This is a genomic window from Methylosinus sp. (assembly GCF_036560965.1).
Lineage (GTDB): Bacteria > Pseudomonadota > Alphaproteobacteria > Rhizobiales > Beijerinckiaceae > Methylosinus.
On record NZ_DATBQF010000046.1, the window covers coordinates 1 to 25580 of the forward strand.

The 25580-nt window shown below is 67.0% G+C and carries 24 protein-coding genes and 1 pseudogene; 17 read left to right on the forward strand and 8 right to left on the reverse strand.

Translation table 11 applies throughout. The features are described from left to right. Both VIF40_RS12345 and VIF40_RS12350 read left to right on the forward strand, forming a co-directional pair. Positions 1-208 (forward strand): annotated as a pseudogene (locus VIF40_RS12345) (cell division protein FtsH); the annotation flags it as partial. A gap of 333 nt (positions 209-541) precedes the next feature. After that, positions 542-1309, forward strand: a complete 768-nt coding sequence (locus tag VIF40_RS12350; protein ID WP_331937811.1) for a L,D-transpeptidase — start codon at positions 542-544, stop codon at positions 1307-1309. Here VIF40_RS12350 and VIF40_RS12355 read toward each other — a convergent pair whose 3' ends face one another. Beyond that, a complete protein-coding gene (locus VIF40_RS12355; RefSeq protein WP_331937812.1) occupies positions 1310-1573 on the reverse strand; it encodes a phosphopantetheine-binding protein in 264 nt (87 codons plus the stop codon). A 225-nt stretch (positions 1574-1798) separates the two neighbouring features. Here VIF40_RS12355 and egtB point away from each other — a divergent pair, with 225 nt between their 5' ends. From egtB to VIF40_RS12375, 4 genes are read left to right on the forward strand one after another with little or no spacing between them, the layout of a single operon-like run. Next, complete coding sequence (gene egtB, locus VIF40_RS12360; protein WP_331937813.1) at positions 1799-3115, forward strand: ergothioneine biosynthesis protein EgtB; 1317 nt, start codon at positions 1799-1801, stop codon at positions 3113-3115. Then, positions 3112-4128: an L-histidine N(alpha)-methyltransferase gene (egtD, locus tag VIF40_RS12365; RefSeq protein ID WP_331937814.1), complete on the forward strand. Its 1017-nt coding sequence runs from the start codon at positions 3112-3114 to the stop codon at positions 4126-4128. The genes egtB and egtD overlap by 4 nt, the downstream gene beginning before the upstream one ends. 29 nt (positions 4129-4157) lie before the next feature. Beyond that, a complete protein-coding gene (locus tag VIF40_RS12370) occupies positions 4158-4427 on the forward strand; it encodes a type II toxin-antitoxin system ParD family antitoxin (RefSeq protein ID WP_331937815.1) in 270 nt (89 codons plus the stop codon). 7 nt (positions 4428-4434) lie between these two features. After that, positions 4435-4740, forward strand: a complete 306-nt coding sequence (locus VIF40_RS12375; RefSeq protein WP_331937816.1) for a type II toxin-antitoxin system RelE/ParE family toxin — start codon at positions 4435-4437, stop codon at positions 4738-4740. 13 nt (positions 4741-4753) lie between these two features. On the opposite strand, the gene VIF40_RS12380 is transcribed toward VIF40_RS12375, so the two are convergent. Then, entirely contained in the window at positions 4754-5266 is a 513-nt protein-coding gene (locus VIF40_RS12380) for a DUF4142 domain-containing protein (protein WP_331937817.1), read from the reverse strand. 42 nt (positions 5267-5308) lie between these two features. Here VIF40_RS12380 and VIF40_RS12385 point away from each other — a divergent pair, with 42 nt between their 5' ends. The 5 genes from VIF40_RS12385 to VIF40_RS12405 all read left to right on the forward strand — a co-directional run bounded on the left by VIF40_RS12385 (position 5309) and on the right by VIF40_RS12405 (position 11474). Then, on the forward strand, positions 5309-7105 hold the full coding sequence (locus tag VIF40_RS12385; protein WP_331937818.1) for a PHA/PHB synthase family protein: 1797 nt from the start codon (positions 5309-5311) through the stop codon (positions 7103-7105). 81 nt (positions 7106-7186) lie between these two features. Continuing rightward, the gene (locus VIF40_RS12390; protein WP_414684798.1) at positions 7187-7879 is read left to right on the forward strand and encodes a Crp/Fnr family transcriptional regulator; all 693 of its coding nucleotides are present in this window, start codon (positions 7187-7189) and stop codon (positions 7877-7879) included. 114 nt (positions 7880-7993) lie between these two features. Further along, positions 7994-8482, forward strand: a complete 489-nt coding sequence (locus VIF40_RS12395) for a hypothetical protein (protein ID WP_331937819.1) — start codon at positions 7994-7996, stop codon at positions 8480-8482. 71 nt (positions 8483-8553) lie between these two features. Next, entirely contained in the window at positions 8554-10785 is a 2232-nt protein-coding gene (locus tag VIF40_RS12400) for an adenylate/guanylate cyclase domain-containing protein (RefSeq protein ID WP_331937820.1), read from the forward strand. Continuing rightward, positions 10782-11474 carry a hypothetical protein gene (locus VIF40_RS12405; protein WP_331937821.1) on the forward strand — a complete coding sequence of 231 codons (693 nt, stop codon included), beginning with the start codon at positions 10782-10784 and terminating at the stop codon, positions 11472-11474. Before VIF40_RS12400 ends, VIF40_RS12405 begins: the two co-directional genes overlap by 4 nt. A gap of 15 nt (positions 11475-11489) precedes the next feature. Here the strand turns inward: VIF40_RS12405 and maiA are convergent, their stop codons facing one another. Beyond that, positions 11490-12122: a maleylacetoacetate isomerase gene (gene maiA / locus VIF40_RS12410; RefSeq protein WP_331937822.1), complete on the reverse strand. Its 633-nt coding sequence runs from the start codon at positions 12120-12122 to the stop codon at positions 11490-11492. 90 nt (positions 12123-12212) lie between these two features. Here maiA and hppD point away from each other — a divergent pair, with 90 nt between their 5' ends. The 3 genes from hppD to VIF40_RS12425 all read left to right on the forward strand — a co-directional run bounded on the left by hppD (position 12213) and on the right by VIF40_RS12425 (position 15791). After that, positions 12213-13277: a 4-hydroxyphenylpyruvate dioxygenase gene (gene hppD, locus VIF40_RS12415; RefSeq protein ID WP_331937823.1), complete on the forward strand. Its 1065-nt coding sequence runs from the start codon at positions 12213-12215 to the stop codon at positions 13275-13277. 183 nt (positions 13278-13460) lie between these two features. Continuing rightward, positions 13461-14759 carry a homogentisate 1,2-dioxygenase gene (gene hmgA / locus VIF40_RS12420; RefSeq protein WP_331937824.1) on the forward strand — a complete coding sequence of 433 codons (1299 nt, stop codon included), beginning with the start codon at positions 13461-13463 and terminating at the stop codon, positions 14757-14759. Between the two features lie 9 nt (positions 14760-14768). Continuing rightward, positions 14769-15791, forward strand: a complete 1023-nt coding sequence (locus VIF40_RS12425; protein WP_331937825.1) for a fumarylacetoacetate hydrolase family protein — start codon at positions 14769-14771, stop codon at positions 15789-15791. Positions 15792-16332: 541 nt separating this feature from the next. On the opposite strand, the gene VIF40_RS12430 is transcribed toward VIF40_RS12425, so the two are convergent. Both VIF40_RS12430 and VIF40_RS12435 read right to left on the reverse strand, forming a co-directional pair. Continuing rightward, a complete protein-coding gene (locus VIF40_RS12430; protein WP_331937826.1) occupies positions 16333-16719 on the reverse strand; it encodes a hypothetical protein in 387 nt (128 codons plus the stop codon). A 45-nt stretch (positions 16720-16764) separates the two neighbouring features. After that, positions 16765-17661 carry a MipA/OmpV family protein gene (locus VIF40_RS12435; protein WP_331937827.1) on the reverse strand — a complete coding sequence of 299 codons (897 nt, stop codon included), beginning with the start codon at positions 17659-17661 and terminating at the stop codon, positions 16765-16767. Positions 17662-17802: 141 nt separating this feature from the next. Here VIF40_RS12435 and VIF40_RS12440 point away from each other — a divergent pair, with 141 nt between their 5' ends. Next, the gene (locus VIF40_RS12440) at positions 17803-18396 is read left to right on the forward strand and encodes a TMEM175 family protein (protein ID WP_331937828.1); all 594 of its coding nucleotides are present in this window, start codon (positions 17803-17805) and stop codon (positions 18394-18396) included. On the opposite strand, the gene VIF40_RS12445 is transcribed toward VIF40_RS12440, so the two are convergent. Together VIF40_RS12445 and VIF40_RS12450 are read right to left on the reverse strand one after the other, a co-directional pair. Further along, positions 18387-19550, reverse strand: a complete 1164-nt coding sequence (locus VIF40_RS12445; protein WP_331937829.1) for an FAD-dependent monooxygenase — start codon at positions 19548-19550, stop codon at positions 18387-18389. The genes VIF40_RS12440 and VIF40_RS12445 overlap by 10 nt on opposite strands. Positions 19551-19560: 10 nt before the next feature. Beyond that, complete coding sequence (locus VIF40_RS12450; RefSeq protein ID WP_331937830.1) at positions 19561-19821, reverse strand: zinc-finger domain-containing protein; 261 nt, start codon at positions 19819-19821, stop codon at positions 19561-19563. A 511-nt stretch (positions 19822-20332) separates the two neighbouring features. Between VIF40_RS12450 and VIF40_RS12455 the strand changes: the two genes are divergently transcribed. Both VIF40_RS12455 and VIF40_RS12460 read left to right on the forward strand, forming a co-directional pair. Further along, the gene (locus VIF40_RS12455; RefSeq protein ID WP_331937831.1) at positions 20333-21904 is read left to right on the forward strand and encodes an NAD(P)-binding domain-containing protein; all 1572 of its coding nucleotides are present in this window, start codon (positions 20333-20335) and stop codon (positions 21902-21904) included. A gap of 53 nt (positions 21905-21957) precedes the next feature. After that, a complete protein-coding gene (locus VIF40_RS12460; protein WP_331937832.1) occupies positions 21958-23250 on the forward strand; it encodes a cation:proton antiporter in 1293 nt (430 codons plus the stop codon). Here the strand turns inward: VIF40_RS12460 and VIF40_RS12465 are convergent. Next, positions 23229-25469: a class I poly(R)-hydroxyalkanoic acid synthase gene (locus tag VIF40_RS12465; protein ID WP_331937833.1), complete on the reverse strand. Its 2241-nt coding sequence runs from the start codon at positions 25467-25469 to the stop codon at positions 23229-23231. The two genes, VIF40_RS12460 and VIF40_RS12465, sit on opposite strands and share 22 nt — an antisense overlap. Between the last annotated feature and the right edge of the window lie 111 nt (positions 25470-25580).

Genomic DNA, 25580 nt, shown 5'->3' on the forward strand with positions numbered 1-25580 from the left:
CGATCTCGACGTGCTGGCCAATGGCCTGCTGGAGTTCGAGACGCTGACCGGCGAGGAGCTGATCGGCCTGCTGCAGGGCAAGCGCCCGGTGCGCGAGGACGTGCCGCCCGCGGCGCCGCCGGCGCGCCCGTCGCCCGTGCCTTCGACCGGCGCCGCGCTCCCGGCGCCCGAGCCGGACACGGGCGGCCTGGAGCCGCATCCGGTCTGAACGAAGCGAAGCCCGGCGAAACGCCGGGCTTTTTCATTTCTGCGCAATGCTCGTCTGCGCAAAGCTCAGCTGTTGTTTTGACGCGCTTCCAACGCCGAACCGGCGTCCCCTTCGGCGGCAAGCGCCCGATGGCGCAAGCGTGGCTTTGCCGCCTCCGCTCGCATAAAATCGGCGGAAGACGCGCGCGCCGTCTGTCACGCCCGCGCCGCCGCTCCATATGCCATAGTCGCCCGAATGCGATAGTGCCCGAATGCGCCCGCAAAGCCGCCTCGTTCTGTTTTTCGCCTTGTTCGTCTTCGACAAAAGACGCGTTTGGATCGATCGGAAATCGTCATGTCGCTGCGTCTGGGTCTCGTCCTCGGCTTCGCCGCTCTGCTCGCCGATGCGGGCGCGGCGGTCGCCCAATATTATTACTGGCCGGATTCGACCTATGGCGCGCAGAATGGCGCGGCCGGCGATCCGGACGGCGAGCGGCAGCCGCCGCGCCGCCAGCGCGCCCGCGCCAATTGGCCTTTCGACGAGGAGCGTCGCGATCCGCCGCGCGCTCGCGCGAAGGACAATCGCGAGAGGGAGCGCCTCGCCGCTCTGCCGCCCGACGCCGATCCCGATTATTCGACGCCGATCGACTATGACGACGATGTCGACATGCGCCAGACGCGGCGCCGCCTCGTCGCCGACCCGACCGCCCGAGACGCCGGCACATTGACGATCGACACGCGCGCGCGGCGTCTCTATCTCTCGCTGGAGGATGGGCGGGCGGTCGAATATGCGATCGGCGTCGGCCGCACGGGCTTCGCCTGGAAGGGCGAGGCGAAGATCGGCCGCAAAGCCTTCTGGCCGGGCTGGACGCCGCCGCCGGAAATGCTGGAGCGCCGCCCCGATCTGCCCGAGCATATGGATGGCGGGCTGAAAAATCCGCTCGGCGCGCGGGCGCTCTATCTGTTCCAGGGGCAAAAGGACACTTTGTTCCGCATTCACGGAACCAACGAGCCGGAGAGCATCGGCCGCGCCGTCTCCTCCGGCTGCATCCGCATGTTGAATGCGGATGTGATCGATCTCTACCAGCGCGTCGCCAAAGGCGCCCGCGTCGTCGTCAAATAATCAGGCCGCGCGCGGACGGCTCTGCGACTGCTCCAGCGCCGCGAGAAGCGCGCCGATCGTCGCCATCGTCGCCATGCTGCGGCGGTTGAGCATGGACTTCGGAAATTCGACGTCGAGCTCGGCCTCCAGCCGCAGCATCACCTGAATGGCGCAAAAGGGCGAGAGCCCGGCGGCGTAGAGATCGGCGTCGGCGGCGAGGCTCGCGGCGTCGACCGGCAGATTGCCCTTTGCGTCTACGGCGCGGCGGATGATTTCGATCGACATGGTTTTCTCCCTGGCGTCACGCTCTGTCTTCGTTCGAGCGTGAGAGGAGGTTACGTGTAGCCGCCGCCCGCTTCTGTGCGAGGACGCACGCGCCATCATCACGCGTGGCGCCGCTCGCCGCTCGCGATGGCGATTGCGCCGGATTGCCGGCGCGTCGGCGCGGCCTATATGGCCGGATCATCGACAGCGCCGACCGAGGCGCGAACCCTCGCGAGGACGAAGCCGATGGCGACACGGCCGATGGCGCGACCGGTTTTCGCAACGCCGCCGCATGGCGAGCCGCCCATGGAGACATTGCGCGCCCGCCTGGCGGCGGCGCGCGAGCGCACGCTGGCGCTCACCGAGCCGCTCGGCGCCGAGGATATGACGGCGCAGGCGATCGAGGAGGCGAGCCCGACCAAATGGCATCTCGCCCATACCAGCTGGTTCTTCGAGACTTTCGTGCTGGCGCGCTTTCTGCCCGCTTATGAGCTGTTCGACCCCGCATTCGGCTATTGCTTCAACTCCTATTACGAATTCGCCGGCGCGCGGCAGCCGCGGCCCAAGCGGGGGCTGCTGAGCCGGCCGCCGCTCGAGCGCGTGCTCGCCTATCGCCGCCATGTGGAGACGGGTCTGCAGCGGCTCTTCGATCGCGGCCTCGCGCCGCAGAGCGAGGCCGCGATTCTGATCGAGCTCGGCGTGCAGCACGAGCAGCAGCATCAAGAGCTGATCCTCGCCGATATTCTCGCGCTATTCGCCGCCGATCCGCAGCGGCCGGCCTATCGCGCCGCGCCGCTGCGCAGCCTCGGCGGCGCTCCCGAGCCGCTGCGCTGGATCGGCTACGCCGGCGGGATCGTCCGCATCGGCCGCGACAGCGGCGAGGGCTTCTGCTTCGACAATGAGACGCCGCGCCATGATGCGCTGATCCATTCTTTCGAGATCGCCGATCGGCCGATCGCCAACGCCGAATGGCTCGAATTCATCGATGACGGCGGCTATGACGATCCCTCGCTTTGGCTCTTCGACGGCTGGGCCGCGGTCCAGCGCGAGGGCTGGCGGGCGCCGGCCTATTGGGAACGGCGCGGCGAATCCTTTCTCGCCATGACGCTCGAAGGCTTGCGGCCGCTGGAGCCCGCCGCGCCGGTGGTTCATGTGAGCTTCTACGAGGCCGACGCCTTCGCCCGCTGGGCCGGCGCGCGCCTGCCCACGGAATTCGAATGGGAGGCCGTGGCGAGCGAGGAGCCGGTCGCGGGCAATCTGCTCGACGGCGGCGCGCTGCGCCCCATGGCGCCGGCGGAGCGCTTTCAAGGCCATGCGCGCCAGCTCTTCGGCGATGTGTGGGAGTGGACCGGAAGCGCCCATCTTCCCTATCCGGGCTACCGCCGTCCGGCGGGCGGGCTCGGCGAATACAACGCCAAATTCATGTGCGACCAGCATGTGCTGCGCGGCGGCTGCTGCGTGACGCCGCAGAGCCATATTCGCGCCAGCTATCGCAACTTTCTCTATGCGCGCCAGCGCTGGCTGCTCGCCGGCCTGCGCCTCGCCAGGGATGTGAGCCGATGACGAATGAGATCGATTTCGCCTGGCCTTTCGCGCCGAGAGGCCATGGCTTCGCCGAGGATGTGCTCGACGGTCTGTCGCGGTCCGAAAAGCGCCTGTCCTGCCTCTATCTCTACGACGCCGTCGGCAGCGATCTGTTCGATGAGATCACGCGCCTGCCGGATTATTACCCGACGCGCGCCGAGACGGATATTCTGAGCGCGCACGGCGAGGAGATGCTCGGCGAGGAGATGCTCGACGGCGCGGGCGAGGACGTCGCGCTCGTCGAATTCGGCTCGGGCTCGAGCCGCAAGACGGAAATCCTGCTCGAGCGCGCGCCGCGGCTCGCCCTCTATGCGCCGATCGACGTCTGCGGCAGCGCGCTGGAGAAGGCGCGCGTGCGTCTCTCGGCGCGCTTCCCGCATTTGCGCGTCACCCCGATCGTCGCCGATTTCTCGCAGCCGGTCGCTCTGCCGGAGGATCTCGCCGGCCGACGCCGCATCGGCTTCTTCCCGGGCTCGACGATCGGCAATTTCGCGCCGGACGAGGCGCGCGGCCTGCTGCTCGCCATGCGCATCCTGCTCGGGCCGGGCGGACGGCTCATCGTCGGCGTCGATCTGAAGAAGGAGCCCTCGCGTTTCATCGCCGCCTATAATGACGCGCATGGCGTGACGGCGGCGTTCAACCTCAACCTGCTGGCGCGCATAAATCGCGAGCTCGGCGGCGGTTTCGATCTTTCGGGCTTCGGCCATCAGGCGATCTATGACGAGCGCGAGGGGCGCGTCGAAATGCGGCTCGTCAGCCGCCGCCGCCAGACCGCGACGATTGGTGGGCGCGACTTCGCCTTCTCGCGCGGCGAGGCGATCCATACCGAGGATTGCTACAAATACGCCGTGGACGAGTTTCGCGCGGCGGCGAGCGGCGCGGGCTGGGCTCCCGGCCGCGTCTGGACCGATGCGGAGGCGCTGTTCAGCGTCCATGAGCTGCGGGCGCCGGCGGCAGGTCCGGGCGCGATAGGCTCGGCCGCATCCTTCTGATAAGCTCTCAGGCCTCGGGGAGCCGGTCCATGTCTACCAAGCAGCAATTCAGCGTCACCCTGCCGCTCGATATGGCCGAGGCGGTGGAAGCCAAGCTGCGCCTCGGCGAATATGCCTCGGAGAGCGAGTTGCTGAGCGATGGCGTCCGGGCGTTGCTGGACCGCGACGCATCGCTCGAGACATGGCTCCGCGAGGTCGTCGTCGCCGGCCATGCCGAATTTCTCGCGGACCCCTCCAAGGGCGCGCCCGCCCGAGAGCTGCTCTCACGGATAAAGGCGCGACGCGCTGGCCGGCGATAAGTCTAGCATGGCGACGGTCGTCTTCACGCCGGCGGCGGAACGGGAGGTCGACGATCTCCACGCCTGGATCTCGCAGCGGGCCGGCGAAAGGATCGCGGACGCATTCGTCGAGCGGATCGTCTCCTATTGCCTCGGTTTTTCCACTTTCCCGGAGCGGGGGCGAAAGCGCGACGACCTCTTGCCCGGCTTGCGGACCATCGGATTCGAGCGCCGTGTCACCATCGCTTTTGTCATCGATGGGGACCTTGTCTCGATCGAAGGCGTTTTCTATGGCGGTCGTGATTTCGAGCGGAAGACATCCGTTAACGAATAACGCGCCACGCCCTTCACCGCCGCGTCGTCAGCTCCCGGGCCATCCGCAGCCGCGCTTCCAGGCGCGGCAGCAAGCGCGCCGCAAAGGCCTGGAGCTCCGGCGCCTGCCCGCGCGCGGCATAGTCGCTGAACAGCGAAACCGCGTCCTCATGGACCTCGACCTGCTGCAACACGTAAGAATCGTCGAAATCATCCGTTCGGCCGAAGACCGGCAGCGAAAAATATTTCGCGCTGCAGGCCACGTCCAGCGCGTCTATGGGCGGCTCGATCGCGGCCTTTTCCAGCGTCGTGGCGAATTCTTCCTCGGTTCGGCGGCTCTCGGCGATCATTTGCTGCGCGAAGCGCTTGACCGCGGCAGATCGCGCATAGCGCGTCGCCAGCTCGCTCGTGTAGACTTCGAAGCGGCCGGCGACCATCACCCTGTCGACGAAGTCCTTCGCCGAAACATAAGCTGCGCGCTGCATCGTCGTCTCCTCGAGCCACGATTTCTGCGCCGTCACGCGCGTTTCATGAAGCGGGGTCGACATAAGCTGGGTCGAAATGGGCCTGCGCGCAAGAGGAGCGACCGCATGAATCTCGTCTCGACCGTGACGCCGCCGCCCGTGAGCGTCGAGGACAGGCCGCGCGATCTCGACCTCGGCGGGGAAATCCCGTCCTTCGACACGCTGGATCGCGCCGCCCGCGCCTTCACGGCGCGCATCACGCATGGCGTCTCGCCGCTCGCCCAAATGTCGGCCTGGCTCGATTGGGCGACGCATCTCTCCCGCGCGCCCGGACGGCAGATCGAATTGTCGCTCGCCGCCATGCAGGACGCGGCCCGCTATGCGCATTTCGCCATGCATGTGGCGAAGGGCGAGGTCGTTGCGGGGCCCTTCGCGCCCGCGCCTTTCGACAAGCGCTTCGACGACCCCGCCTGGGACGCGCCGCCTTTCGCCTTTTGGAAACAGGGTTTTCTCGCGACCGAGCATTGGTGGCGGCAGGCGACGCGCGAGACGCGCGGCATGACGCCCAATGACGCCGCCCGCGTCGCCTTCATGGCGCAGCAATGGCTGGCGCTGTTTTCGCCCTCCAACGCCTTCTGGCTCAATCCGACCGTCATCGACCGCACGGCCAAGGAAGGCGGCGCCAATCTCCTGCGCGGCGCCGAGAATTTCCTCGAGGATGTCGCGCGCGCTCTGCTCGACACGCCCAATGGCGGCAACGGCTTTCGCGTCGGCGTCGATGTGGCGGCGACGCCGGGCGAGGTGATCTTCCGCAACGAGCTGATCGAGCTCATCCAATACGGGCCGACGACGGAGAACGTCTTCGCCGAGCCGATCCTGATCGCGCCGGCCTGGATCATGAAATTTTACGTGCTCGATCTGCGGCCGCAGAATTCGCTGGTGCGCTATCTGGTCTCGCAGGGCTTCACCGTCTTCATGATCTCCTGGCGCAATCCGACGCCCGACGACCGCGATCTCTCCTTCGACGATTATCGCGTCTCCGGCGTGGTCGCGTCGCTCGCGGCGATCGACGCCGTGCTGCCGGGCCGCAAGGTCCACGCCTGCGGCTATTGTCTCGGCGGCACGCTGCTCTCGATCGCCGCCGCCGCAATGGCGCGCGATCACGACGATCGCCTCGCCAGCCTCACTCTGCTGGCGGCGCAGACCGATTTCAGCGAGCCCGGCGAGCTGATGCTGTTCGTCGACGCCGCGCAGGTCGCCTTTCTCGAGGACATGATGTGGGACCAGGGCGTGCTCGACACGCGCCAGATGGCCGGGGCCTTCGCGGCGCTGCGCTCCAACGAGCTGGTCTGGTCCAAGGCGGTGCGCGAATATCTGCTCGGCGAACGCCAGAAACCCAATGATCTCATGGCCTGGAGCGCCGATCAGACGCGGATGCCCTATCGCATGCATTCGCAATATTTGCGCGGGCTGTTCCTCGAGAATCGGCTGACGGCCGGCCGCTACGCCGTGGACGGGGAGGTGGTGGCGCTGAAGGATATTTCCGCGCCCATGTTCGTCGTCGGCACGGAGACCGATCATATCGCGCCCTGGCGCTCCGTTTACAAAGTCCATCTCTTCACCGACAATGAGCTGACCTTCGCGCTCACCACCGGCGGCCACAATGCCGGGGTGGTCTCGGAGCCGGGGCATGGCGGCCGCTCCTATCATGTCGGCCTGCGCCGGGCCGGCGATCATTATGTCTCGGCCGACAAATGGCTCGCCGCGGCGCGGCGCGAGCAGGGCTCCTGGTGGCCGTTGTGGACCGAATGGCTCGCCGCCCATGGCTCGGCGGAGCGCGTCGCGCCGCCGGCCATGGGGGCGGCCTCGCGCGGGTTCGCGCCGCTCTGCGCGGCGCCTGGAAACCATGTCCATGAACGTTGAATGGAACGTCGAGCGCTTTCCTCTCGACGCGCGGCAAATTAATTGTCAAACTGAAATTGAGGCTATGGGCGGGACGATAAAGTGTCGAACTCTTTGTTGCGAATTGCTTATTTCGAGGGGCTAGAGGCCGCCGAGGCGGAGCGCGTCGCCCGCAAATGCATTTGGCGGCGCTTCGACGAGCGCGAGCTCGTCGTCGACTATGACGATCGCTCGACCGATGTCTATTTCATCGTGTCCGGCGATTTGCGGGTGCTCATCCGCACGCCGGCGGGCAAGGAGGTCATTCTCTGCGACCTCCACCCCGGGCAGATTTTCGGGGAGATGGCGGCGATCGACGGCGCCGAGCGTTCGGCCAATGTCACCGCTCTGACGAAATCCGAGCTCTGCATCATGCCGGCGAGCGTATTCAAGACCGTGCTTTTCTCGCAGCCGGCGGCCTGCGAGAAAGTGCTGCGGCTGTTGACGAAGCGCATTCGCGACCTCAATGCGCGGCTGTTCGAGCGTTCGGTGCTCGATCTGCGCCATCGGCTCTACGCCGAGCTGTTGCGCCTCTCTCTGCCGCGCAAGGGGCATGACGGCCAGGCGATCATCTCGCCGCCGCCGCTGCAGCATGATCTCGCCGCGCGCATCGGCTGCCGCCGCGAGCAGGTCAATCGGGAGGTGCAGGCCATGATCCACGAGGGTCTCGCCGAGAAGATCAGGGGCGGCCTGGTGCTGCTGCGGCCCTCGCAATTGGAGCAGCGGCTGACGGCCTGCCTCGAGCAGGCCGGCTGACTGTCGCTCTGTGCGGTCGCGCACAGAGAGGCGGCGAGGCGCCGCCTAGAGTGGCGATGCTCGCTCGACGCGGGCGTCCATCCCCGCTAGACGAGTCCGCCAGACGAGCCCGCTATGTCCTTTGCTCTGATCCCCCTGTCCCGTTGCGCCGAGCTCTGCGGGCTCGGGCCGCACGAGATGATCCCCGGCGCGATTCCGTCGCCCTTTCATCAATCCCTCTATGAGAGCTATCTGATGCTCTGCGACCGCGGCGCGGATTTCGTGCGCGACCTCATCGTCTCCGACATGCGGCGGGCGCTCGATATCGGCGCGACGCGCCTCGCCGCCGAGCTGCTGCTGGTGCTGCGCCGCTTCCTGTCCGTGCCGCGGGGCGCGCCGCGCTTCCGGGCGGCGGCGCCGGACGGGATCGCGATCGAAGCCGCGCTCGGCGTCGTCGAGCGCCTCGCGGCGCGACGCGCGTCGAGCGCCATGTCCAGCCTCGCGCGACTCGCGGGCCAGGAGCGAAGCCGATCGAGCGATGCGACCGATCGGCGACCGTCGGCGGCCTATCCGGCGTCGCGCTGCGGCTCGGCTTGCGGCGAGCTGCGTTTCGAGTCAGCGTGAACGGGCCTTTTGACGAAACTTTCTCTTTTATTCCCGCGCCATCGCTGGCGCTCCGCGCAGGGGAGGCGTGATTGAAGCGCTCGCGGCGACGCAGGCCGGCCTATCTCCTCGCGACGGCCGCCGCGGCTCTGGCCGTGCTCGCGATCGGACGGCTGCAGCCGCCGGCGCTCGACGATCTGCGCAATTTCGTCTTCGATTCGTTTCAGCGCCTCGCGCCGCGGCCTTATGATCCCGGCCTTCCGGTGCGGGTGGTGGCGGTCGACGAGGAGAGCCTCGCGGTCTTCGGCCAATGGCCATGGCCGCGCACGCGGCTCGCCGAGCTTGTCGACAAGCTCACGGAGGCGGGCGCGGCGGCGATCGCCTTCGATATCATCTTCGCCGAAGAGGATCAGACCAGCCTCGATCATTTCGTGCGGCAATTGCCCGACGGCCCGGCCAAGACGGAGATCGCCGCCGCCGTGGCCCACGCCATTCCCAATGATCGGCTGCTCGCGCAATCGGTCGCGGCGGCGCCGGTCGCGCTCGGCCTCACGCTCTCGGGCGCCGGCGCGCGGCGCGCGCCCCCGCAAAAGACGGGCGTCGCCATCGCCGGCGACGATCCGGTCGAATTCCTCGCGAGCTTTCCCGGCGTCGTCGCGCCGATCGATACGCTGGCGGAGGCCGCGCGCGGCCTCGGCGCGACCAATTGGGCGCCCGATCGCGACGGCGTCGTGCGCCGCATTCCGCTGCTCGCCATGGGTCCCGGCGGCGTCACGCCCTCCCTGGCGCTGGAGGCGCTGCGCGTCGCGCAGGGCGCCTCGACGATCGTCATCCGCTCCTCCAACGCCAGCGGCGAGACCGCCTTCGGACGCCAGACCGGCGTCAATGCGGTCAAGGTGGGCGCATTCGAGATCGCCGTCGGCGCCGGGGCCGATATTCGTCCGCGCTATGGCGCCGAGGCGGCGCAGCGGGTGCTCTCGGCGGCGGCGATGCTGCAGGGGCGCGCGCCGCGCGAGGCGATCGAGGGGCGCATCCTCTTCATCGGCACCACGGCGGTCGGCCTCGGCGATATTCGCGCGACGCCGTTGCAGCCGACGGTTCCCGGCGTCGAGATCCATGCGCAAATTCTCGAATCGCTGCTGTCCGGCGCGCTGCTGTCGCGGCCCGATTGGGCGAACGGCCTCGAGCTCATCGCCGCCGGCGCGGCTTTCGTCATCATCGCCGCGCTGCTGCCGATGGTCGCGCCCTTGTTCTCGGCGCTCGCCGCGATCGGCGCGATCGTCGCGCTATTCGCCGCGTCGTTTCTCGCTTTCGATCGCGCCGGCCTGCTGGTCGACGCCGCTTTCCCCAGCCTCTCGATCGCGCTCGCCTATGGCGTCGGCGCGGTGGCGCTGTGGCGTCAAGATCAAGCCGCGCGACGCCATGTGCATATGGCCTTCGGCAAATTCATCGCGCCCGCCGTCGTCGAAGGCCTCGTCGAGCATCCCGAGCGGCTGGTGCTCGGCGGCGAGACGCGCGAGCTCACCGTGCTGTTCTCCGATCTGCGCGATTTCTCCTCCATCTCGGAGGGGCTGAGCGCGCAGGAGCTCACACATTTCATGAACGCCTATCTGACGCCCATGACCGACGCCATTCTCGACCGCGAGGGCACGGTCGACAAATATATCGGCGACGCCATCGTCGCCTTCTGGAATGCGCCGCTCGATATCGCCGACCATCCGCGCAAGGCCGTCGGCGCCGCGCTCGCCATGCGCGCCGCGCTCCTGCGCTTCAACGCCGAGCGCGCGGCCGTCGCGGCGCGCGAGGACCGCGCCTACCGCCGAGCGGCGATGGGCATAGGCATCAATCTCGGACCGTGCAGCGTCGGCAATATGGGATCGGCGCGGCGCTTCGACTATTCGATCCTCGGCGATGTGGTGAATCTCACATCGCGGCTCGAAGGACTGTGTAAATGGTTTCGCGTGGATATTCTCGTCTCGGGCGATTTGCGGGACGTCGCCGCTGAATTCGCCTGGCTCGATCTCGGCGCGGCGCTCGTCGTCGGACGCTCGACGCCGACGCGTATTTTCGCGCTCGCCGGAGATGCGCGCTTCGCGGCGAGCGAGGCTTTCGCCGCCTGGCGTGACGATCATGTGACGATGATGCGTTATCATGCCGAAGGGGATTTTACCCGCGCCCGCGCCGCGGCGGCGAGGCTGAGCGCGACCGTCGAGCCGGATTGGAGTGGTTGCTATATGGCTATGGAACAGCGATTCGCGGCTTTCGAGGCGGCTCCGCCCTCCATGGCGGGAGGCGAGCCCGTTTGGAAGATGGACAGCAAATGACGGGCGCGACGATGGAAGGCGCAAATGAAGCGCGCAGGCTGCGCTATTGGCGGCGGATCGAGCCGGCGCATGAGCCGGGCGCCTATCGGGCGCTCGACGCGGCCTATCGTCAGCCGCATCGCGCCTATCACAGCTGGGCGCATATCGACGAGCTGCTGGCCGGCCTCGAGCATTTTGACAGGCTGGCGACGCGGCCGGATCTGATCGCGGCGGCGATCTTCTGGCACGACGCCGTCCATCTCGCGCGCGATCCGGACGGAAAGACGCGTCTCGACCGGCAGAATGTGCGCGACAGCGTCGCCGCTTTCCATCGCCATACGCTGCTCGACGGAAACGAGGCGAAGGCGGTCGAGGAGCTCGTCATGGCGACGGCCGATCATGTCGGCGCGCGCGCGAGCTGCGAGCTTTATCCAGGCTTTTCCGACGATCTCGATCTGTTCGTCGATCTCGATTTGAGCCCGCTCGCCGCGCCTTGGGATATCTTCGCGGCGAATACGCAGAAGATTCGCTCCGAGTCGGTCGGCGTCGAGGAGGCCGAATTCGCCGCCAATCAGGCCAAGATGCTGGAAGGGCTCGCGAGAGGCGATGCGCCGGTGTTTCGTCGCGCGGAGACGCGCGCGGCATGGGACGCCACCGCGCGCGTCAATCTCGCGCGCTGCATAGCGGGGCTGCGGGCCGCCGGACGCTGACGCGGGCCGCGATGGTCATTCGGCGTCGGCCTGTCGCGACGGCTCGGCCGCGGCGAAGGCGGGATGAGCGAGGCAATGCGCCTCCACGGCGCGAATCTTCGGCAGCGCTTCGAGCGGCGTCGAGAAACGCCGAGCGGCGAAGAGCTGCGGCACGAGACAGACATCGGCGAGCGTCGGCTGCGCGCCGAAGCAGAAGGGCCCGGGCTCGATCAGCCGCTCCACCGCCTCCAGCCCGCCTTTCAGCGCCCAATGATGGACCCATTCGTCGACGCCGGAATCGTCCTGTCCGAGCCGCTCGCGCAAATAGTCGAGCACGCGGCGATTGTTGAGCGGATGAATGTCGCAGGCGATGGCCAGCGCGACGCCGCGCACCTTGGCCGCGAGCAGAGGATCTTCGGGCGTCAGCCGCGGCTGCGGCGCCAGAGCGTCGAGATAATCGATGATCGCCAGCGATTGCGCGAGGATGGTCCCGTCGTCGAGCTCCAGCGCGGGCGCGAGGCCTTGCGGATTTTTCGCGAGATAGGCCGGCAGGCGCTGCTCGCCGCGGGCGAGATGGACGGGAATGCGCTCTATCGCCAATCCCTTGAGCGCGATCGCTATGCGCACGCGATAGGCGGCCGAGGAGCGAAAATAATCATAGAGCTTCACGCGCGGCTGCCTCCCGGCCGCCCGCGGGCCCTTCAATCGGCGGCCGCGCGCAATATGTTGAAGGCGAGCGCGAATGGCAAGGAGGTCGAAATGTCCTCGTCTCCGGAAAATCCGATGGGCACGGATGGTTTCGAATTCGTCGAATTCGCGCATCCAGAGCCCGCGAAGCTCGCGGCGCTGCTCGAAGAAATGGGCTTCGTCGCCGTGGCGCGCCATCGCTCCAAGGATGTGACGCTCTATCGACAGGGCGATGTGAATTACGTGCTCAACGCCGAGCCCGACAGCTTCGCCGCCGCTTTCGCGCGCGCGCATGGGCCTTGCGCCTGCGCCATGGGCTTTCGCGTGACGGATGCGCGCCTCGCGTTCGAGCGCGCGCTCGGCTTGGGCGCGAGCGCGGCGGAAACCAGGATCGGGCCGATGGAATTGAAGATTCCGGCGCTCGTCGGCGTCGGCGGCGCGCTCGCCTATCTCGTCGATCGCTATGGCGATCGCGGCTCCATCTGGGATGTCGATTTCCGCTGGACCGGCGCGCGCGATCCGCGCCCCGAGGGCGTCGGCCTCACCGTGATCGATCATCTCACGCATAATGTGTTTCGCGGCCATATGGACGAATGGGCGGGCTGGTACGAGCGCTTCTTCTCCTTCCGGCAGATTCGCTATTTCGACATAGAGGGGAAGCTCACCGGCCTGCATTCGCGCGCGATGACGAGCCCCTGCGGGAAGATACGGATTCCGATCAACGAGAGCGTCGACGACAAGAGTCAGATCGAGGAATATCTCGTCGCCTATAAGGGAGAGGGCATTCAGCACGTCGCCTGCGCCTGCGACGATATTTATCGCACGGTCGAGGCCTTGCGGGCGCGCGGGCTGCAATTCATGCCGGCGCCGCCGGAGTCTTATTACGCGCGCATCGCCGAGCGGCTTCCCGTCCATGGCGAGCCGCTGGAAAAATTGCGCGCGCTCGGACTATTGATCGACGGCGAGGGCGACAAGCTGCTGCTGCAGATTTTTTCGAAGACGGTGATCGGGCCGATCTTCTTCGAATTCATCCAGCGCAAGGGCGATGAGGGATTCGGCGAGGGAAATTTCCGCGCTCTGTTCCAGTCGATCGAGGACGATCAGGTGAAGCGCGGCGTGCTGCGCGCGGGAGCGTGAGGGGTGGATTCGACGCTGCGTGGAGCCCACCTCCCCCTCGAGGGGGGAGGTCGACCGCCAAAGGCGGGCGGGAGGGGGTGACGCGGCAAAGACTCTCGCGCTCGCCCCACCCCGTCCGGCTATCGCCGGCCGACCCTCCCCCTGAAGAGGAGGGTGGAGCGCGCGCCATTCGGAGATCGAGCCATGACTCTGCGCTATCTGTCCGGCTTCGGCAATGAATTCGCCAGCGAGGCACTGCCCGGCGCTCTGCCTGTCGGGCAGAATTCGCCGCAGCATTGCCCGTATAAGCTCTATGCGGAGCAATTGTCGGGCTCGCCCTTCACGGCGCCGCGCGGCGCCAATGCGCGCAGCTGGCTCTATCGCATTCGTCCTTCCGTGCGTCATGTCGGGCGCTTCGAGCGGCTCGCGCTCCCCTTGTGGAAGAGCGCGCCGGCGCGCGACGAGCATGATCTGCCGTTCGGCCGCTATCGCTGGGGGCCGCCGCTCATGCCGGAGGGCCCGCTCACCTTTCTCGCCGGCGTGCGCGTGATGACGAGCGCGGGCGACGTCGACGCGCAGAGCGGCATGGCGGCGGGGCTCTATTTCGCGACGCGCTCGATGACCGACGATTATTTCTACGACGCCGACGGCGAGTTGCTGCTCGTTCCGCAACAGGGCGCGCTGCGCTTCGTCACGGAATTCGGCGTGATGGAGGCGGCCCCCGGCGAGATCGGCGTCATTCCGCGTGGCGTGAAATTCAAGGCCGAGCTCGTCGACGGCCCGGCGCGCGGCTATCTCTGCGAGAATTACGGCGCGCCTTTCACTCTGCCGAGCCGCGGGCCCATCGGCGCCAATTGCCTCGCCAACGCCCGCGATTTCGAGACGCCGGTCGCCGCTTTCGAGGACGCCGAGCGGCCGTGTCGGCTCACGGTGAAATGGGGCGGCAAATTCTTCATCTGCGGGCTCGATCATTCGCCGCTCGACGTCGTCGCCTGGCACGGCAATTACGCGCCCTACAAATATGATCTCGCGCGCTTCGCGCCGGTCGGCGCGCTGTTGTTCGACCATCCCGATCCGTCGATCTTCTGCGTGCTGACGGCGCCGTCGGAGCGCGAAGGGACGGCGAATATCGATTTTCTGATCTTTCCAGATCGCTGGCTCGTCGCCGAGCATACGTTCCGGCCGCCCTGGTTCCATATGAATGTGATGAGCGAGCTCATGGGGCTCGTCTGCGGGCGCTACGACGCCAAGCCGGAGGGCTTTTTGCCGGGCGGCGTCTCGCTGCACAACAGCATGTCGCCGCATGGGCCCGATGCGCAGAGCTTCGCGCAGGCGACGGCCGAGGCGCTGAAACCGCAGAAGCTCGAGGGCGGGCTCGCCTTCATGCTGGAGACGCGGCTGCCGCAGCATCTCACGCGCTACGCCGCGACGCTCGAGACATTGCAGCAGGACTATGCCGATTGCTGGGCGGGGCTCGGCCGCCGCTTCGACGGCGCGCCGTGAGGAGAGGACATGAAGCTCGCTTCTTTGAAGCAGGGGCGCGATGGGCGGCTCGTCGTCGTCTCGCGGGATTTGACGCGCGCGACCGAGGCGACGGAAATCGCGCCGACGCTGCAGGCGGCGCTGGACGCTTGGCCGCGCGCGGCGCCGCGCCTCGCCGCGCTCGCCGGGCGGCTGGAGGCGGGACTGCTCCCCTCCTTCCGCTTTCGCGAGCATGATTGCGCCGCGCCGCTGCCGCGCGCCTATCAATGGGCCGACGGCTCCGCCTATGTGAATCACGTCGCGCTGGTCAGAAAGGCGCGCGGCGCCGAAATGCCGGCCTCCTTCTGGAGCGATCCGCTGATCTATCAGGGCGGCTCGGACGGATTTTTGGGCCCGCGCGATCCGATCCCTTTTCTCGATGAGAAATTCGGCCTCGATCTCGAGGCGGAGGTCGCCGTCGTCACCGAAGACGTTCCCTCGCGCATCGGGGCGGAGGCGGCGCGCGAGCGCATCGCGCTCGTCATGCTGGTCAATGACGTGACCTTGCGCGGCCTCACGGCGAGCGAGCTCGCCAAGGGTTTCGGCTTTTTTCAGTCGAAGCCGGCCTCGGCCTTTTCGCCGGTCGCGGTGACGCCGGACGAGCTCGGCGCCGCATGGGATGGCGCGACGCTCGCTCTGCCGCTGCTCTCCTTCGTCAATGACGCGCCGCTCGGCCGGCCGAACGCCGGCGTCGACATGACCTTCGATTTCGGCCGGCTGATCGCTCATGCGGCGCGCACCCGCGCGCTGGCGGCGGGCTCGATCATCGGCTCCGGCACCGTGTCGAATCGCGCCGCGGACGGCGGGCCCGGCCGGCCGATCGCCGAAGGCGGGGAGGGCTACTCCTGTCTCGCCGAGCAGCGCGTGGTGGAGAGTCTCATCGGCGGCGCGCCGCGAACGCCGTTTTTGAAGTCGGGAGACCGCATTCGCATCGAGATGCGCGACGCGCAGGGCCATTCGATCTTCGGCGCGATCGCGCAGGAGGTGGCCGCCGATCGAGGGCCGACGGCCTGACCGCGCGCCGATTTGCATGGGGCTGGGGGCATAGGGATCGGCCAAGGGCGGCGCTCCCTCCGGGGAAGAGGGAGCGCCGCGCAGTGGCGGCCGACGAGACGAGCGAGGCGGCAATGACCCTGAGTGGGCAGCACGGCGCTCGCTGTCGAGGCGGAGCTCGTCGGAGGGAGTCCGATCTCCGCCTTTCAAGTCGGTCGACAGATTCCGCGAGCGTCGCCAGTCCAGAACCGCATTTCGTCGCCATGACCCGCCTCGCATCGGGGGGAGATTCACGCCTCGGGGAAAGGCGCGTCGAGGTCGAGACACGGGTGACGATGGTACGGGGTCCGCCATCACGGACCGACGAGCGCTCGCGGAAGTCCTCTCGAATTGTCGCGGCTCTCGAGAGAGGACGGCGACAATTCGTGGTTCCTAGTTCCTGTGCTTGGTTCCGGCGCTCGGCTCGTCATGCGCGCGCTATGCGCGGGGCATTTCGAGAAAAGCAGATCGGGAGAGAACAAGCCTGGCGCATGGCGCGCCCAGGAGGGGCCGCATCGACGGATCAGACGAAGGCGGGCGGCGCTCTCGAGCGGAGATTGTCCGGGCTCTCATCGAGGTCCCGTCCGAGGCGAGAGGCGAAATGGAAACGGGTCGAAATCTCGAAACGATAAATAATATGCGTGATGGCCGTCGGGAGGGTCGGCGGCGCGCTGGAGACACATGCGTCGCAGCAGACGACGAAAGGCGTCTTCGGCGTGCTATGGGCCTTTTGAAAATCCTGGCAGAAAGCGGCGCGATCCTCGAAGATGCTGACGCCCGCCCCGCCATGGCCGCGATGCGACGCGAAGCCCAGCGCGCCGACAATGATTGTCAGCGTATAGAGCCCCAGCGCAAGTCGCCGGAAGAAGATCGAGCGTAATCTATCGGCCATGGTGGATGAGACTTGCACTCATCGTAGCGAGAGTCAAGAAGCGCCGCGCATGCTGGCGGACATTCACCAGGCGAATCCGCGGATCTCGAAGGAGCGCGCGATCGACAGGCCGGCGGTGAACTGATTGCGCGAGCCGATCTCATTGGGAATCGGGCTCGCGCCGACGCTGCCCGTCAGCCGCTGCAAGCCGCCGTAGAAAGTGGCGTTGGTGTCCTTGCTGAAGTCGTAGCGAAACGTGGCGAGGCCGCCGGCCGCGGTGAATCCGCCATTCGCCTCATAGGGCGCGATGCGCCCATTGACCAGCGCCTCGATCGGCGAGACCGAGAAATAGGCGTTGGCGTATCGATTGTCGCCGAGGCTGAGGCGCGGTCCGAAGGACAGAGTCGCGCGGCCGTCGCCGCCATAGAGATCCGCGCCCAGCGAGGCGACGAAGCCCTTGTGACCGTCAATGCCTTGTCGCAGCTCCGCGCGCGTGCGGAAATGCTCGCTCTGATATTCGGCGAAGCCGCCGATCTCGTGAGTGAGCTCGATGCTGTGAATGCCATTGAGCCCATCGCGCTGGCCGCGCTTGAACACGAAATTGGCCACCGGGCCGGCGCGAAAGCCGTTGGAGTCGATGATGGCGAAGCCGAATCCGTCGTCGGGCGTCGAGAACAGCTCGGGCGCTCCGATGCGCCGGAAGCTGATCGACGGAAACGGGTAGGGACGCAGCGTGCCGGAGCCCGGAAAGCTCGGGGCGAGGGCGCCCATCGCGCCGATCGTCACGATCCAACCCTCCTCCGCCGCGGCGAATGTCGGGACAGGCGTCGGCGCAGGCGCCTCTGGCGCGGGCGCATCTCCGGCGCGCAAGGGCGCATCTTCGGCATGTGCGGGCGCATTTTCGGCGCGCGCGAAAGACCCTGCGGCGGCAAGGCCGGCGCAGGCGAGAAGGCCGATCATCGCGGCGCGGGCGAGAGGCATAGGCGAACCCTCGTTGCAGCGTAACCAATTGGTCATTATTACTATCAGCCTGCGGACAAAGCTGCCAAGTCCGTGGAGACGCGGCCTCTTTTTCGCCGCTATGCGTCCACTCCCGGAAACCGGCGCGATCGGAGCGAAGCGATGGAGAAAGACAGGCTCGCGGCGTTCAGCGACGGGGTCGTCGCGATCATCGTCACCATAATGGTGCTCGAGCTGAAAGCGCCGCACAGCGCGCAATGGTCGGCGCTCGCGCCTCTCGCGCCGACTTTCGCCAGCTATGCGCTGAGCTTCGTCTATTTGGCCATCTATTGGAACAATCACCATCATCTGCTCTATGCCGTCACGCGGGTGGATGGGCGCGTGCTCTGGGCGAACATGCATCTCTTGTTCTGGCTGTCGCTCATTCCCTTCGCCACCGCCTGGATGGCCGACAATGATTTCGCCAGCGCGCCGACCATTCTCTACGGCGTCGCGCTGCTCATGCCGGCGATCGCCTATTATCTGCTGACCGTGGCGATCTTGCGGTTAGCCGGCCCGGCGTCGACGCTCGCCGGCGCGGTCGGCCGCGATGTGAAGGGCCGGGCGTCGATCGTCGTGTATCTCTGCGCCATAGCGGCGAGCTATCTCGTCTCGCCGTTGCTGGCGTTGGGGCTCTATGTGGCGGTCGCGATCCTGTGGTTCGTGCCCGATCCGCGTATCGAGAAAGTGGTCGTCGGCTCGAACGATCAGCGATAGATCCAGGCGTTGCGGGAGAGAACGCCCTCGCCGCCCATGAGTCGCACGGCGATGTCGCGCAGCGCGGCCATCGGCCCGGCGTAATGGCAATTGGCGCCCTGGCGCCGCGAGGCGCGCTGAATGCGGATCGCCCGCTCGATCCGTCCGGCCTGATAGGCGTCGAGCGCGGCTTCGACCTCCGCGCGTCCATCCGCGAAGGCGCGGCCGAGCGCGGCGGCGTCCTCGATCGCCTGGGCCGCGCCCTGGGCGAGAAAGGGAACCATGGGATGCGCGGCGTCGCCGAGCAGCGCCACGCGGCCGCGGCCCCAGCGCGCCAGCTCCGGCCGGGCGTAGAGCGGCCAGCGCCGCCAGGCGCCGCCGGCCTCGAGGAGATCCCGCAGATCGCGGCTCCAGCGTCGGAAACCCATGGCGTGGACCAGCTCCGCCCCCGTGCGGATATCGCCGGCGGGGCCGCGATCGGCGCGATCCTCGAGAATGGCGACGGCGCTGACGATGGTCGCGTCGCGCAGCGGATAATGGACGATATGGCCGCCCGGCCCGAACCAGATATGCGTCTCCCGCTCGCGCAGGGCGGCGGGCGCGGCGTCGATCGGGATCAGCGTCCGCCAGGCCGTGAGCCGCACGGGGCTGGGCGCGTCCGCCGCGAGCAGGCCGAGCGCGTCGCGAATCGTCGAGCGCAGCCCGTCGGCGCCGATCAGCGCCTCGGCGTCCAGCGTCTCCTCGCCCACAGTCAGCCGCACGCCGCTCTCGTCCTGCGCGAAGCCGTCGCAGCGCGCGGCGATGCGTGCCTCGACGCCGAGGCGCAGCGCCTCGTCGAGCAGCGCCTTTTGCAGATCGGCGCGATGGAAGACCCGGAAGGGCGCGCCCCAGCGGTCGCGCGCCGCAGCGAGCGGCAGGCGCGCCAGAACCGCGCCGTCGGCGGCGCGGCGAATGTTCAGGGCGCGGGGCTCGAGAGCGACGGCGTCCAGCGCCGGGCGCATGCCGAAATCCTGCAGGATGCGGCCGGCGTTGGGCGAAATCTGCAGTCCGGCCCCGACCTCCTCGATTCGCTCGGCGCGCTCGAGGACGAGCGTCCGCTTGCCGGCCCGCGCCAGCGCGATGGCCGCGGCGAGCCCGCCTATGCCGGCGCCGACGACGACGAAGGGGGCGCCCATACGCGCGGCGTCAGGCGGTCGGGTCGAGGACGGTCTCGGAATGATAGACGCATTCGGCCGGATCGGCCGCGCCATGGCCGAGGTCGGCGTCGAAGACATAATGCGTCGAGCAATAGGGGCAGACGGCCTCGTCGGCCGAGCCCATGTCGATAAAGACATGCGGGTGGTCGAAGGGCGGCAGCGCGCCGACGCACATGAACTCCTTGGAGCCGACCTTGATCTTGGCGACGCCCGGCTGATTGTGGAAATGCGGAGTGGAGTCGTGCGACATGGCGTTCATATCCCCGGATGTCGGTCTGTCAGGTCGCAGCCAGCTATAGTGGAGCGGAGCCGGTTTGGGTAGGGGGCGCGGCTGCGGCCCCGGGTCGCCGGCCGCGCCGGGACGGACGCTTTGGCCGTGAGCCTTGCCGGAGGCCGGCGCGAAAGGCCTTGGGGCGAAAGGCCTGGGGGCGAAGACTTGTGGGCGAAGGCCTTGGGGGCGAAGGCTTGGCTCGCGCGCGTCGTGCGATCACATCGCGCAGAGCGTCGATTTCGATTTCTCGGCGGCGTTCTTGGCGGCGATCGACTCCATTGGACGTCTATTGTCGAGGAGACTTTTTCAACGGCGCGCCGACGATCGGAAGCGCGCTTCGATCTCTCGCTCGACCGGCGATTTCAGCGCCCGGAACGCGAAACCGACGTCGTGCTTCTATTCGTGGCTTTTTTCTCTCGAAGCGCGGGTCCTCGTCGCAGCGAAGCGAAGGCGCGCGCTCATCGGTCGATGCTCTGGTCTGGGGGCGCTCATGCGATACGATCACGACTATATCATTCTCGGCGGCGGACCCGGCGGCGTTCAGCTCGGCTATTTCTTCGAGCGCGCCGGACGCGACTACGTCATTCTCGAGCGCGGGGCGCGCGCCGGCGCGTTTTTCGAGACCTTTCCGCGCCATCGGCAGCTCATATCGATCAACAAGCGCCATACCGGCTCGGACGATCCGGAAGTCAATCTGCGCCATGATTGGAACTCGCTGCTGAGCGAGGAGAACGCGCTTCTCTTCCGCGACTATGACGAGCGCTATTTTCCGCGCGCCGAAAATCTCATCCGCTATCTGAACGATTTCGTTTCGGTCAATGGCCTCGCCGTCGCAACGGGAACGTCGATCGAGCGCATCGAGCGGCGCGACGACGGCTATCATCTCCATGACGCCGGCGGTAATGACTATCGCTGCCGCTGCCTCATCGTCGCGACAGGGCTATCGCGACCCTATATTCCCGCTATTCCCGGCATAGAGCTCGCCGATTGCTACGCCGACGCGGCAATCGATCGCAGCCAATTCGCGAATAAGCGCGTTCTCATCATCGGCAAGGGGAATTCCGCTTTCGAGACGGCCGACGATCTCGTCGGCGAGGCGGCGCTGATCCATCTCGCCAGCCCCGAGTCGATCGAGATGGCGTGGAAGACCCATTACGTCGGCCATTTGCGCGCGATCAACAATTCGATCCTCGACACCTATCATCTGAAATCGCAGAACGCGATTCTCGACGCGACGATCCTCGGCATACGCCGCGACGGCGACGCGCTCGTCGTGAAGCTGCATTACGCGCACGCCGAGGATGAGGAAGAAGAGATCGAATATGACCGGATCGTCCATTGCACCGGATTTCGCTTCGATCCGGAGCCCTTCGACGCCTCCGCCCGGCCGGCTTTGACGCCTTGCGGCAAATATCCGTCGATCGGCTGGGACTATGCGTCCACCAATCAGCCTGACATGCATTTCGTCGGCACCATCACGCATTCGCTGGATTATCGCAAAGCGACCTCCGGCTTCATTCACGGCTTTCGCTACAATTCCAGGGCGCTCGCCAGAATTCTCGCCGCGAAGCGGCACGGCGAGCCCTGGCCGATGGCGCGGCGCGCGGCGGAGGCGGCCGCGCTGACGCAGGCGATCATCGAAAGAGTCAATCGCTCCTCCGCCCTCTGGCAGCAGCCCGGCTATATGACCGATGTCTTCGGCTTCGACGGCGATCATGTCGCTCATTATTCGGAAATGCCGATGGGCTATGCGCGCGCCTTCGGCGACGAGCGGTTTTGCGCCTATCTCGTCGCGTCGCTGGAATATGGACAGGCCGTCGTCGTCGATCCCTTCCGCATCGAGCGTTCCTTCGACGCCGATGCGAGCGTGTTTCTGCATCCGGTCATTCGCTTCTATCGGGAAGGCGAATGCGTCGACACCTGTCATCTGCTCGAGGATCTCGAGGCGAATTGGAGCAAGCCCGTGCATCGGGACGCATTGTCCGACTTTCTCGAAAACGCGCTCGCACGCCGCGCGCCGCGAGAGGCGCTTCTGCGCGGCGAGCCGTCCACGGTCGCGTGACCGGCCCGCGCGCGTTTTCAATAATCTCTCGACAGAAAAGCGATCGCCCCGCGATGAGCAGCCAGCTCGATCAATTTCTCGACGTCATTCTCGCGCTCGGCGTCGTCCTCGCCGTGGCGCATCTCTGCGGTCGGCTCGTGCAATTCGTCGGACAGCCGAAGGTCGTCGGCGAGATGGTCTCGGGAATCATGCTCGGACCATCGGTTCTGGGCGCGCTAGCGCCGGAATGGTCGGCGGCGATCTTCACCACGGAAGCGCGCAGCGCTATTTTCATGCTAAGCCAGATCGGGCTCTCCAGCTATATGTTCCTCGTCGGCTGCGACATCGACATCGCCTTGCTCGACAGGAGCATGGCGCGCCGCGCCGCGGCTCTGTCCTTCGCCGGGATCGCGCCGTCGATGATCCTCGGCGGCGCCTGCGGCGTCATGTTCTTCGAAGCGCTCGCCGACGATTCGCAGCGGTCGAATGTCTGGCAATTCGCCTTTTATCTCGGCTCGGCGCTGTCGCTGACCGCATTTCCCATGCTCGCCCGCATATTGGAGGAGCATCGCCTCGCCGCGACTTCCATCGGCGTGCTCGCGCTTTTCGCCGCGAGCATAGACGACGCCGTCGCCTGGTGCCTGCTGCCGCTGATCGTCGCTCTCGCGGAGAGCCGATCGATCGCGCACGGATTCTTGCCGATCCTCGGCGCTCTCGGCTTCGTCGCGCTCTGCTTCTTCGTGTTCCGTCCGCTCTTCGCCTTCGTCGGACGCAAGGTGGAGGCGCGCGGCGCTCTGCTGCAGGAGGAGTTCGCGCTGGTGATCGTGCTTTTGCTCGTCGTCATCGGGCTGACGGACCGCATCGGCGTCTATTCTGTTTTCGGCGGCTTCGTGCTCGGCGCCTGCATGCCGCGATCGGCGGCGCTGCTCGCGGCGATCCGCGCCAATATGTATCAATATGTCGTCGTCTTCTTCCTGCCCATGTTCTTCGCCAGCACCGGGCTCGGGACGGAGATGCGGCTGTTGTTCGCAGGCGGGCTGCTGATCCCCTTCTTCACGATTTTATTCGTGGCCTTCTTCGGCAAATATGCGGTCTGCGCCGCCGCCATGCGCGCGAGCGGCTTCAGCTGGCGCGACGCCTCGGCCCTCGGCGGGCTGTTCAACGCGCGCGGCCTGATGCTGCTGATTTTCGCCAATGTCGGCGTCCATCACGCGCTGATCGGCAAAAGCGTCTTCGCCTTGCTGGTGACGGTCGCCGTGATCACGACCGCCGCCGCCATGCCGATCTTCGATTGGTCGCAGCGCGCGAGCCGGTCGTCGCGGCTCGCGAGCCACTGTCCTCCCGTTCAGGCGCGCACCCGCACATAATCGCCCGGCGCGTCGCAGAGCGGCTTCAGCCGGCCGTCGCCGGGGATGCGCGCCGGCAGGCGCTGCGGCGCCTGGGCGGTGAGCCAGCCGAGCCAGTCGCCCCACCAGGAGCCCTTGGTCTCATGGGCCGTCCTCGCCCAATCCTCATAGACGCCCACGGGCGGGCCGCCGGTCCAATATTGATATTTGTTCTTCGCCGGCGGGTTGACGACGCCCGCTATATGGCCCGCTCCGGCGAGCACATAGCGCACTTCGCCGCCGAAATATTTCGCGCCCGTGAAGACGGAGCGCGCCGGCGCGATATGGTCTTCCTTGGCTGCGAGCTCGTAGATCGGAATCTTCACCTTGCGCAGATTGAGCGTGACGCCGTCGATCACCATGCGCCCTTGCGACAGCGCATTCTCGATATAGCAGTAGCGCAGATAGAACAGATGATTGGCGCGCGGGATGCGCGTGCAGTCGGAGTTCCAGGTGAGCAGATCGAAGGCCGCCGGCTCGACGCCCTTCATGTAATTATTGACGAAATAGGTCCAGAACAATTCGTTCGGCCGCAGCATGTTGAAGGTCGTCGCCATTTTGACGCCTTCGAGATAGCCGGTGCGGGCCATGGCCTCGTCGAGCGCGGCGAGGCGCGCCTCGTCGATGAACACCTGCATGTCGCCGGCGTCGGTGAAATCGACCTGCGTCGCCAGAAAGGTCACGCTGTCGATGCGGTCGTCGCCCTTCTCGGCCAGATAGGCGAGCGTCGCGGCGAGCATGGTGCCGCCGACGCAATAGCCGGCCGCGGCAACATGCGGAGCGCCCGTCGCCTGCTGCACCGCGTCGAGCGCGGCGAGCACGCCCTCCTTCATATAGGCGTCGAAGCCCTTCTCCGCCTGGTTCTCGTCCGGATTGACCCAGGAGATGACGAAGACGGTGAGCCCCTGCGCCACCGCCCAGCGGATGAAGCTCTTCTCGCGATTGAGATCGAGCACGTAGAATTTATTGATCCAGGGCGGGACGATCAGCAGCGGGCGCTCATAGACCGTCGGCGTCGAGGGCGCATATTGGATGAGTTCCATCACCTGCGTGCGATAGACCACCTTGCCGGGCGTCGTGGCCATGTCGACGCCGAGCTCGAATTGGCTCTCGTCGCTCTGGCGCAGCTTCAACATGCCATGGCCGGCGGAGAGGTCCTCGGTCAGCATCTTCATGCCGCGCACGAGATTTTCGCCGCGCGCGTCCAGCGTGGCGCGCAGCAGCTCCGGATTGGTGGCGACGAAATTGGAGGGCGACAGCGCGCTGGCGATGAGCCGCGTGTAGAAGCCGGCCTTGGCCTTCACCTGCGGGTCCAGCCCTTCCGTGCTCTCCACCGTCTCGCCGGCCCAGCGCGAGGTCAGCGCATAGGATTGGCGCAGCCAGTCGAAGAAGGGATTGTCGTTCCATTCCGGCGCCGAAAAACGCTTGTCGCTCGGGTCCGGCGGGACGATCGGCGGCGTGTCCTCGCCGGAGAAGCGGCGCAGCGTCTGGCTCCAAATATCGGTGAGGCCGGCGACGAGCGTCGCCTGGGCGGCGTAGGCCTGCTCGGGCTTCGCCATCCAGCGCTCGGCGACGACGCCGAGCGTCTTGGCCGCGTCGGCGACATTGCTGGCGAGCTCGCTGCGCGTGTCGCCGGGCTCCATGCCGCCGATCGCGGCGGCCAGCGCCTTGCGTCCTTGATCCACCAGCCGCGCCAGATTTTCTGCGAAAACCTCGAAGTCATGGCCGTTCGGCGCGGCTTGCGACCGGGCCGACGGCCGCGTCCGCGGGGCGGGCTCCGCCTCGGGAGCCGGCGCCGCATGGAGCAGCAGCCGCTCGACCAGAAGCCGGCGTTGATCGTCCGTCAATTCCCCCGCGGCGCTCGTCAGCAGCGTGGCCGCGGCGTCGAGCGCGTCGCGGCGAAGCGCCTCGCCTGTCGGCTCGGCGAGGCGCGGAGCCGGCGCGGCCTTCGCCGGGGCGGGCTTTTGCGGATTCTTCTTCTTCGCGGCTTTCGCCGCTCTCGATTCGACGATGGGGCTCTGGACATTCTCTCCCGCGCGACCGCCCGCGGCATTGCCCTTGGGCGCGACCGTCAGGCTCCGCTCGCCGACGACAGCCGCGCGCCCCTTGGCCGCCTCGGGCGGCGCTGCGGGGGGCTCGGCCGCCGCGCGAAGCGGGGGCCGCCGTTTGGCTCCGGCTGGCGAACGGCGTTGTGCGGTCATCGGCTGTCCTGTCCTCGGCGGCTTCGGGCCGCCGGCCTCGTCGTTTCCTTAGAGCATATCCCACGAAGGTTCGGAAACCGTCTCCCGTGGAGAAAAGCGCTTCCTCCAATA

What these genes read in the sequence shown, in the direction of transcription:
- VIF40_RS12375 (WP_331937816.1), top strand. Translation starts at nt 4,435, where the DNA reads ATGGCGACGGTCGTCTTCACGCCGGCGGCGGAACGGGAGGTCGACGAT.
- hmgA (WP_331937824.1), top strand. Translation starts at nt 13,461, where the DNA reads ATGACTCTGCGCTATCTGTCCGGCTTCGGCAATGAATTCGCCAGCGAG.
- VIF40_RS12460 (WP_331937832.1), top strand. Translation starts at nt 21,958, where the DNA reads ATGAGCAGCCAGCTCGATCAATTTCTCGACGTCATTCTCGCGCTCGGC.
- VIF40_RS12385 (WP_331937818.1), top strand. Translation starts at nt 5,309, where the DNA reads ATGAATCTCGTCTCGACCGTGACGCCGCCGCCCGTGAGCGTCGAGGAC.
- VIF40_RS12440 (WP_331937828.1), top strand. Translation starts at nt 17,803, where the DNA reads ATGGAGAAAGACAGGCTCGCGGCGTTCAGCGACGGGGTCGTCGCGATC.
- VIF40_RS12465 (WP_331937833.1), bottom strand. Translation starts at nt 25,469, where the DNA reads ATGACCGCACAACGCCGTTCGCCAGCCGGAGCCAAACGGCGGCCCCCG.
- VIF40_RS12370 (WP_331937815.1), top strand. Translation starts at nt 4,158, where the DNA reads ATGTCTACCAAGCAGCAATTCAGCGTCACCCTGCCGCTCGATATGGCC.
- hppD (WP_331937823.1), top strand. Translation starts at nt 12,213, where the DNA reads ATGTCCTCGTCTCCGGAAAATCCGATGGGCACGGATGGTTTCGAATTC.
- egtB (WP_331937813.1), top strand. Translation starts at nt 1,799, where the DNA reads ATGGCGACACGGCCGATGGCGCGACCGGTTTTCGCAACGCCGCCGCAT.
- VIF40_RS12445 (WP_331937829.1), bottom strand. Translation starts at nt 19,550, where the DNA reads ATGGGCGCCCCCTTCGTCGTCGTCGGCGCCGGCATAGGCGGGCTCGCC.
- VIF40_RS12455 (WP_331937831.1), top strand. Translation starts at nt 20,333, where the DNA reads ATGCGATACGATCACGACTATATCATTCTCGGCGGCGGACCCGGCGGC.
- egtD (WP_331937814.1), top strand. Translation starts at nt 3,112, where the DNA reads ATGACGAATGAGATCGATTTCGCCTGGCCTTTCGCGCCGAGAGGCCAT.
- VIF40_RS12380 (WP_331937817.1), bottom strand. Translation starts at nt 5,266, where the DNA reads ATGTCGACCCCGCTTCATGAAACGCGCGTGACGGCGCAGAAATCGTGG.
- VIF40_RS12435 (WP_331937827.1), bottom strand. Translation starts at nt 17,661, where the DNA reads ATGCCTCTCGCCCGCGCCGCGATGATCGGCCTTCTCGCCTGCGCCGGC.
- VIF40_RS12350 (WP_331937811.1), top strand. Translation starts at nt 542, where the DNA reads ATGTCGCTGCGTCTGGGTCTCGTCCTCGGCTTCGCCGCTCTGCTCGCC.
- VIF40_RS12355 (WP_331937812.1), bottom strand. Translation starts at nt 1,573, where the DNA reads ATGTCGATCGAAATCATCCGCCGCGCCGTAGACGCAAAGGGCAATCTG.
- VIF40_RS12425 (WP_331937825.1), top strand. Translation starts at nt 14,769, where the DNA reads ATGAAGCTCGCTTCTTTGAAGCAGGGGCGCGATGGGCGGCTCGTCGTC.
- VIF40_RS12395 (WP_331937819.1), top strand. Translation starts at nt 7,994, where the DNA reads ATGTCCTTTGCTCTGATCCCCCTGTCCCGTTGCGCCGAGCTCTGCGGG.
- VIF40_RS12405 (WP_331937821.1), top strand. Translation starts at nt 10,782, where the DNA reads ATGACGGGCGCGACGATGGAAGGCGCAAATGAAGCGCGCAGGCTGCGC.
- VIF40_RS12450 (WP_331937830.1), bottom strand. Translation starts at nt 19,821, where the DNA reads ATGTCGCACGACTCCACTCCGCATTTCCACAATCAGCCGGGCGTCGCC.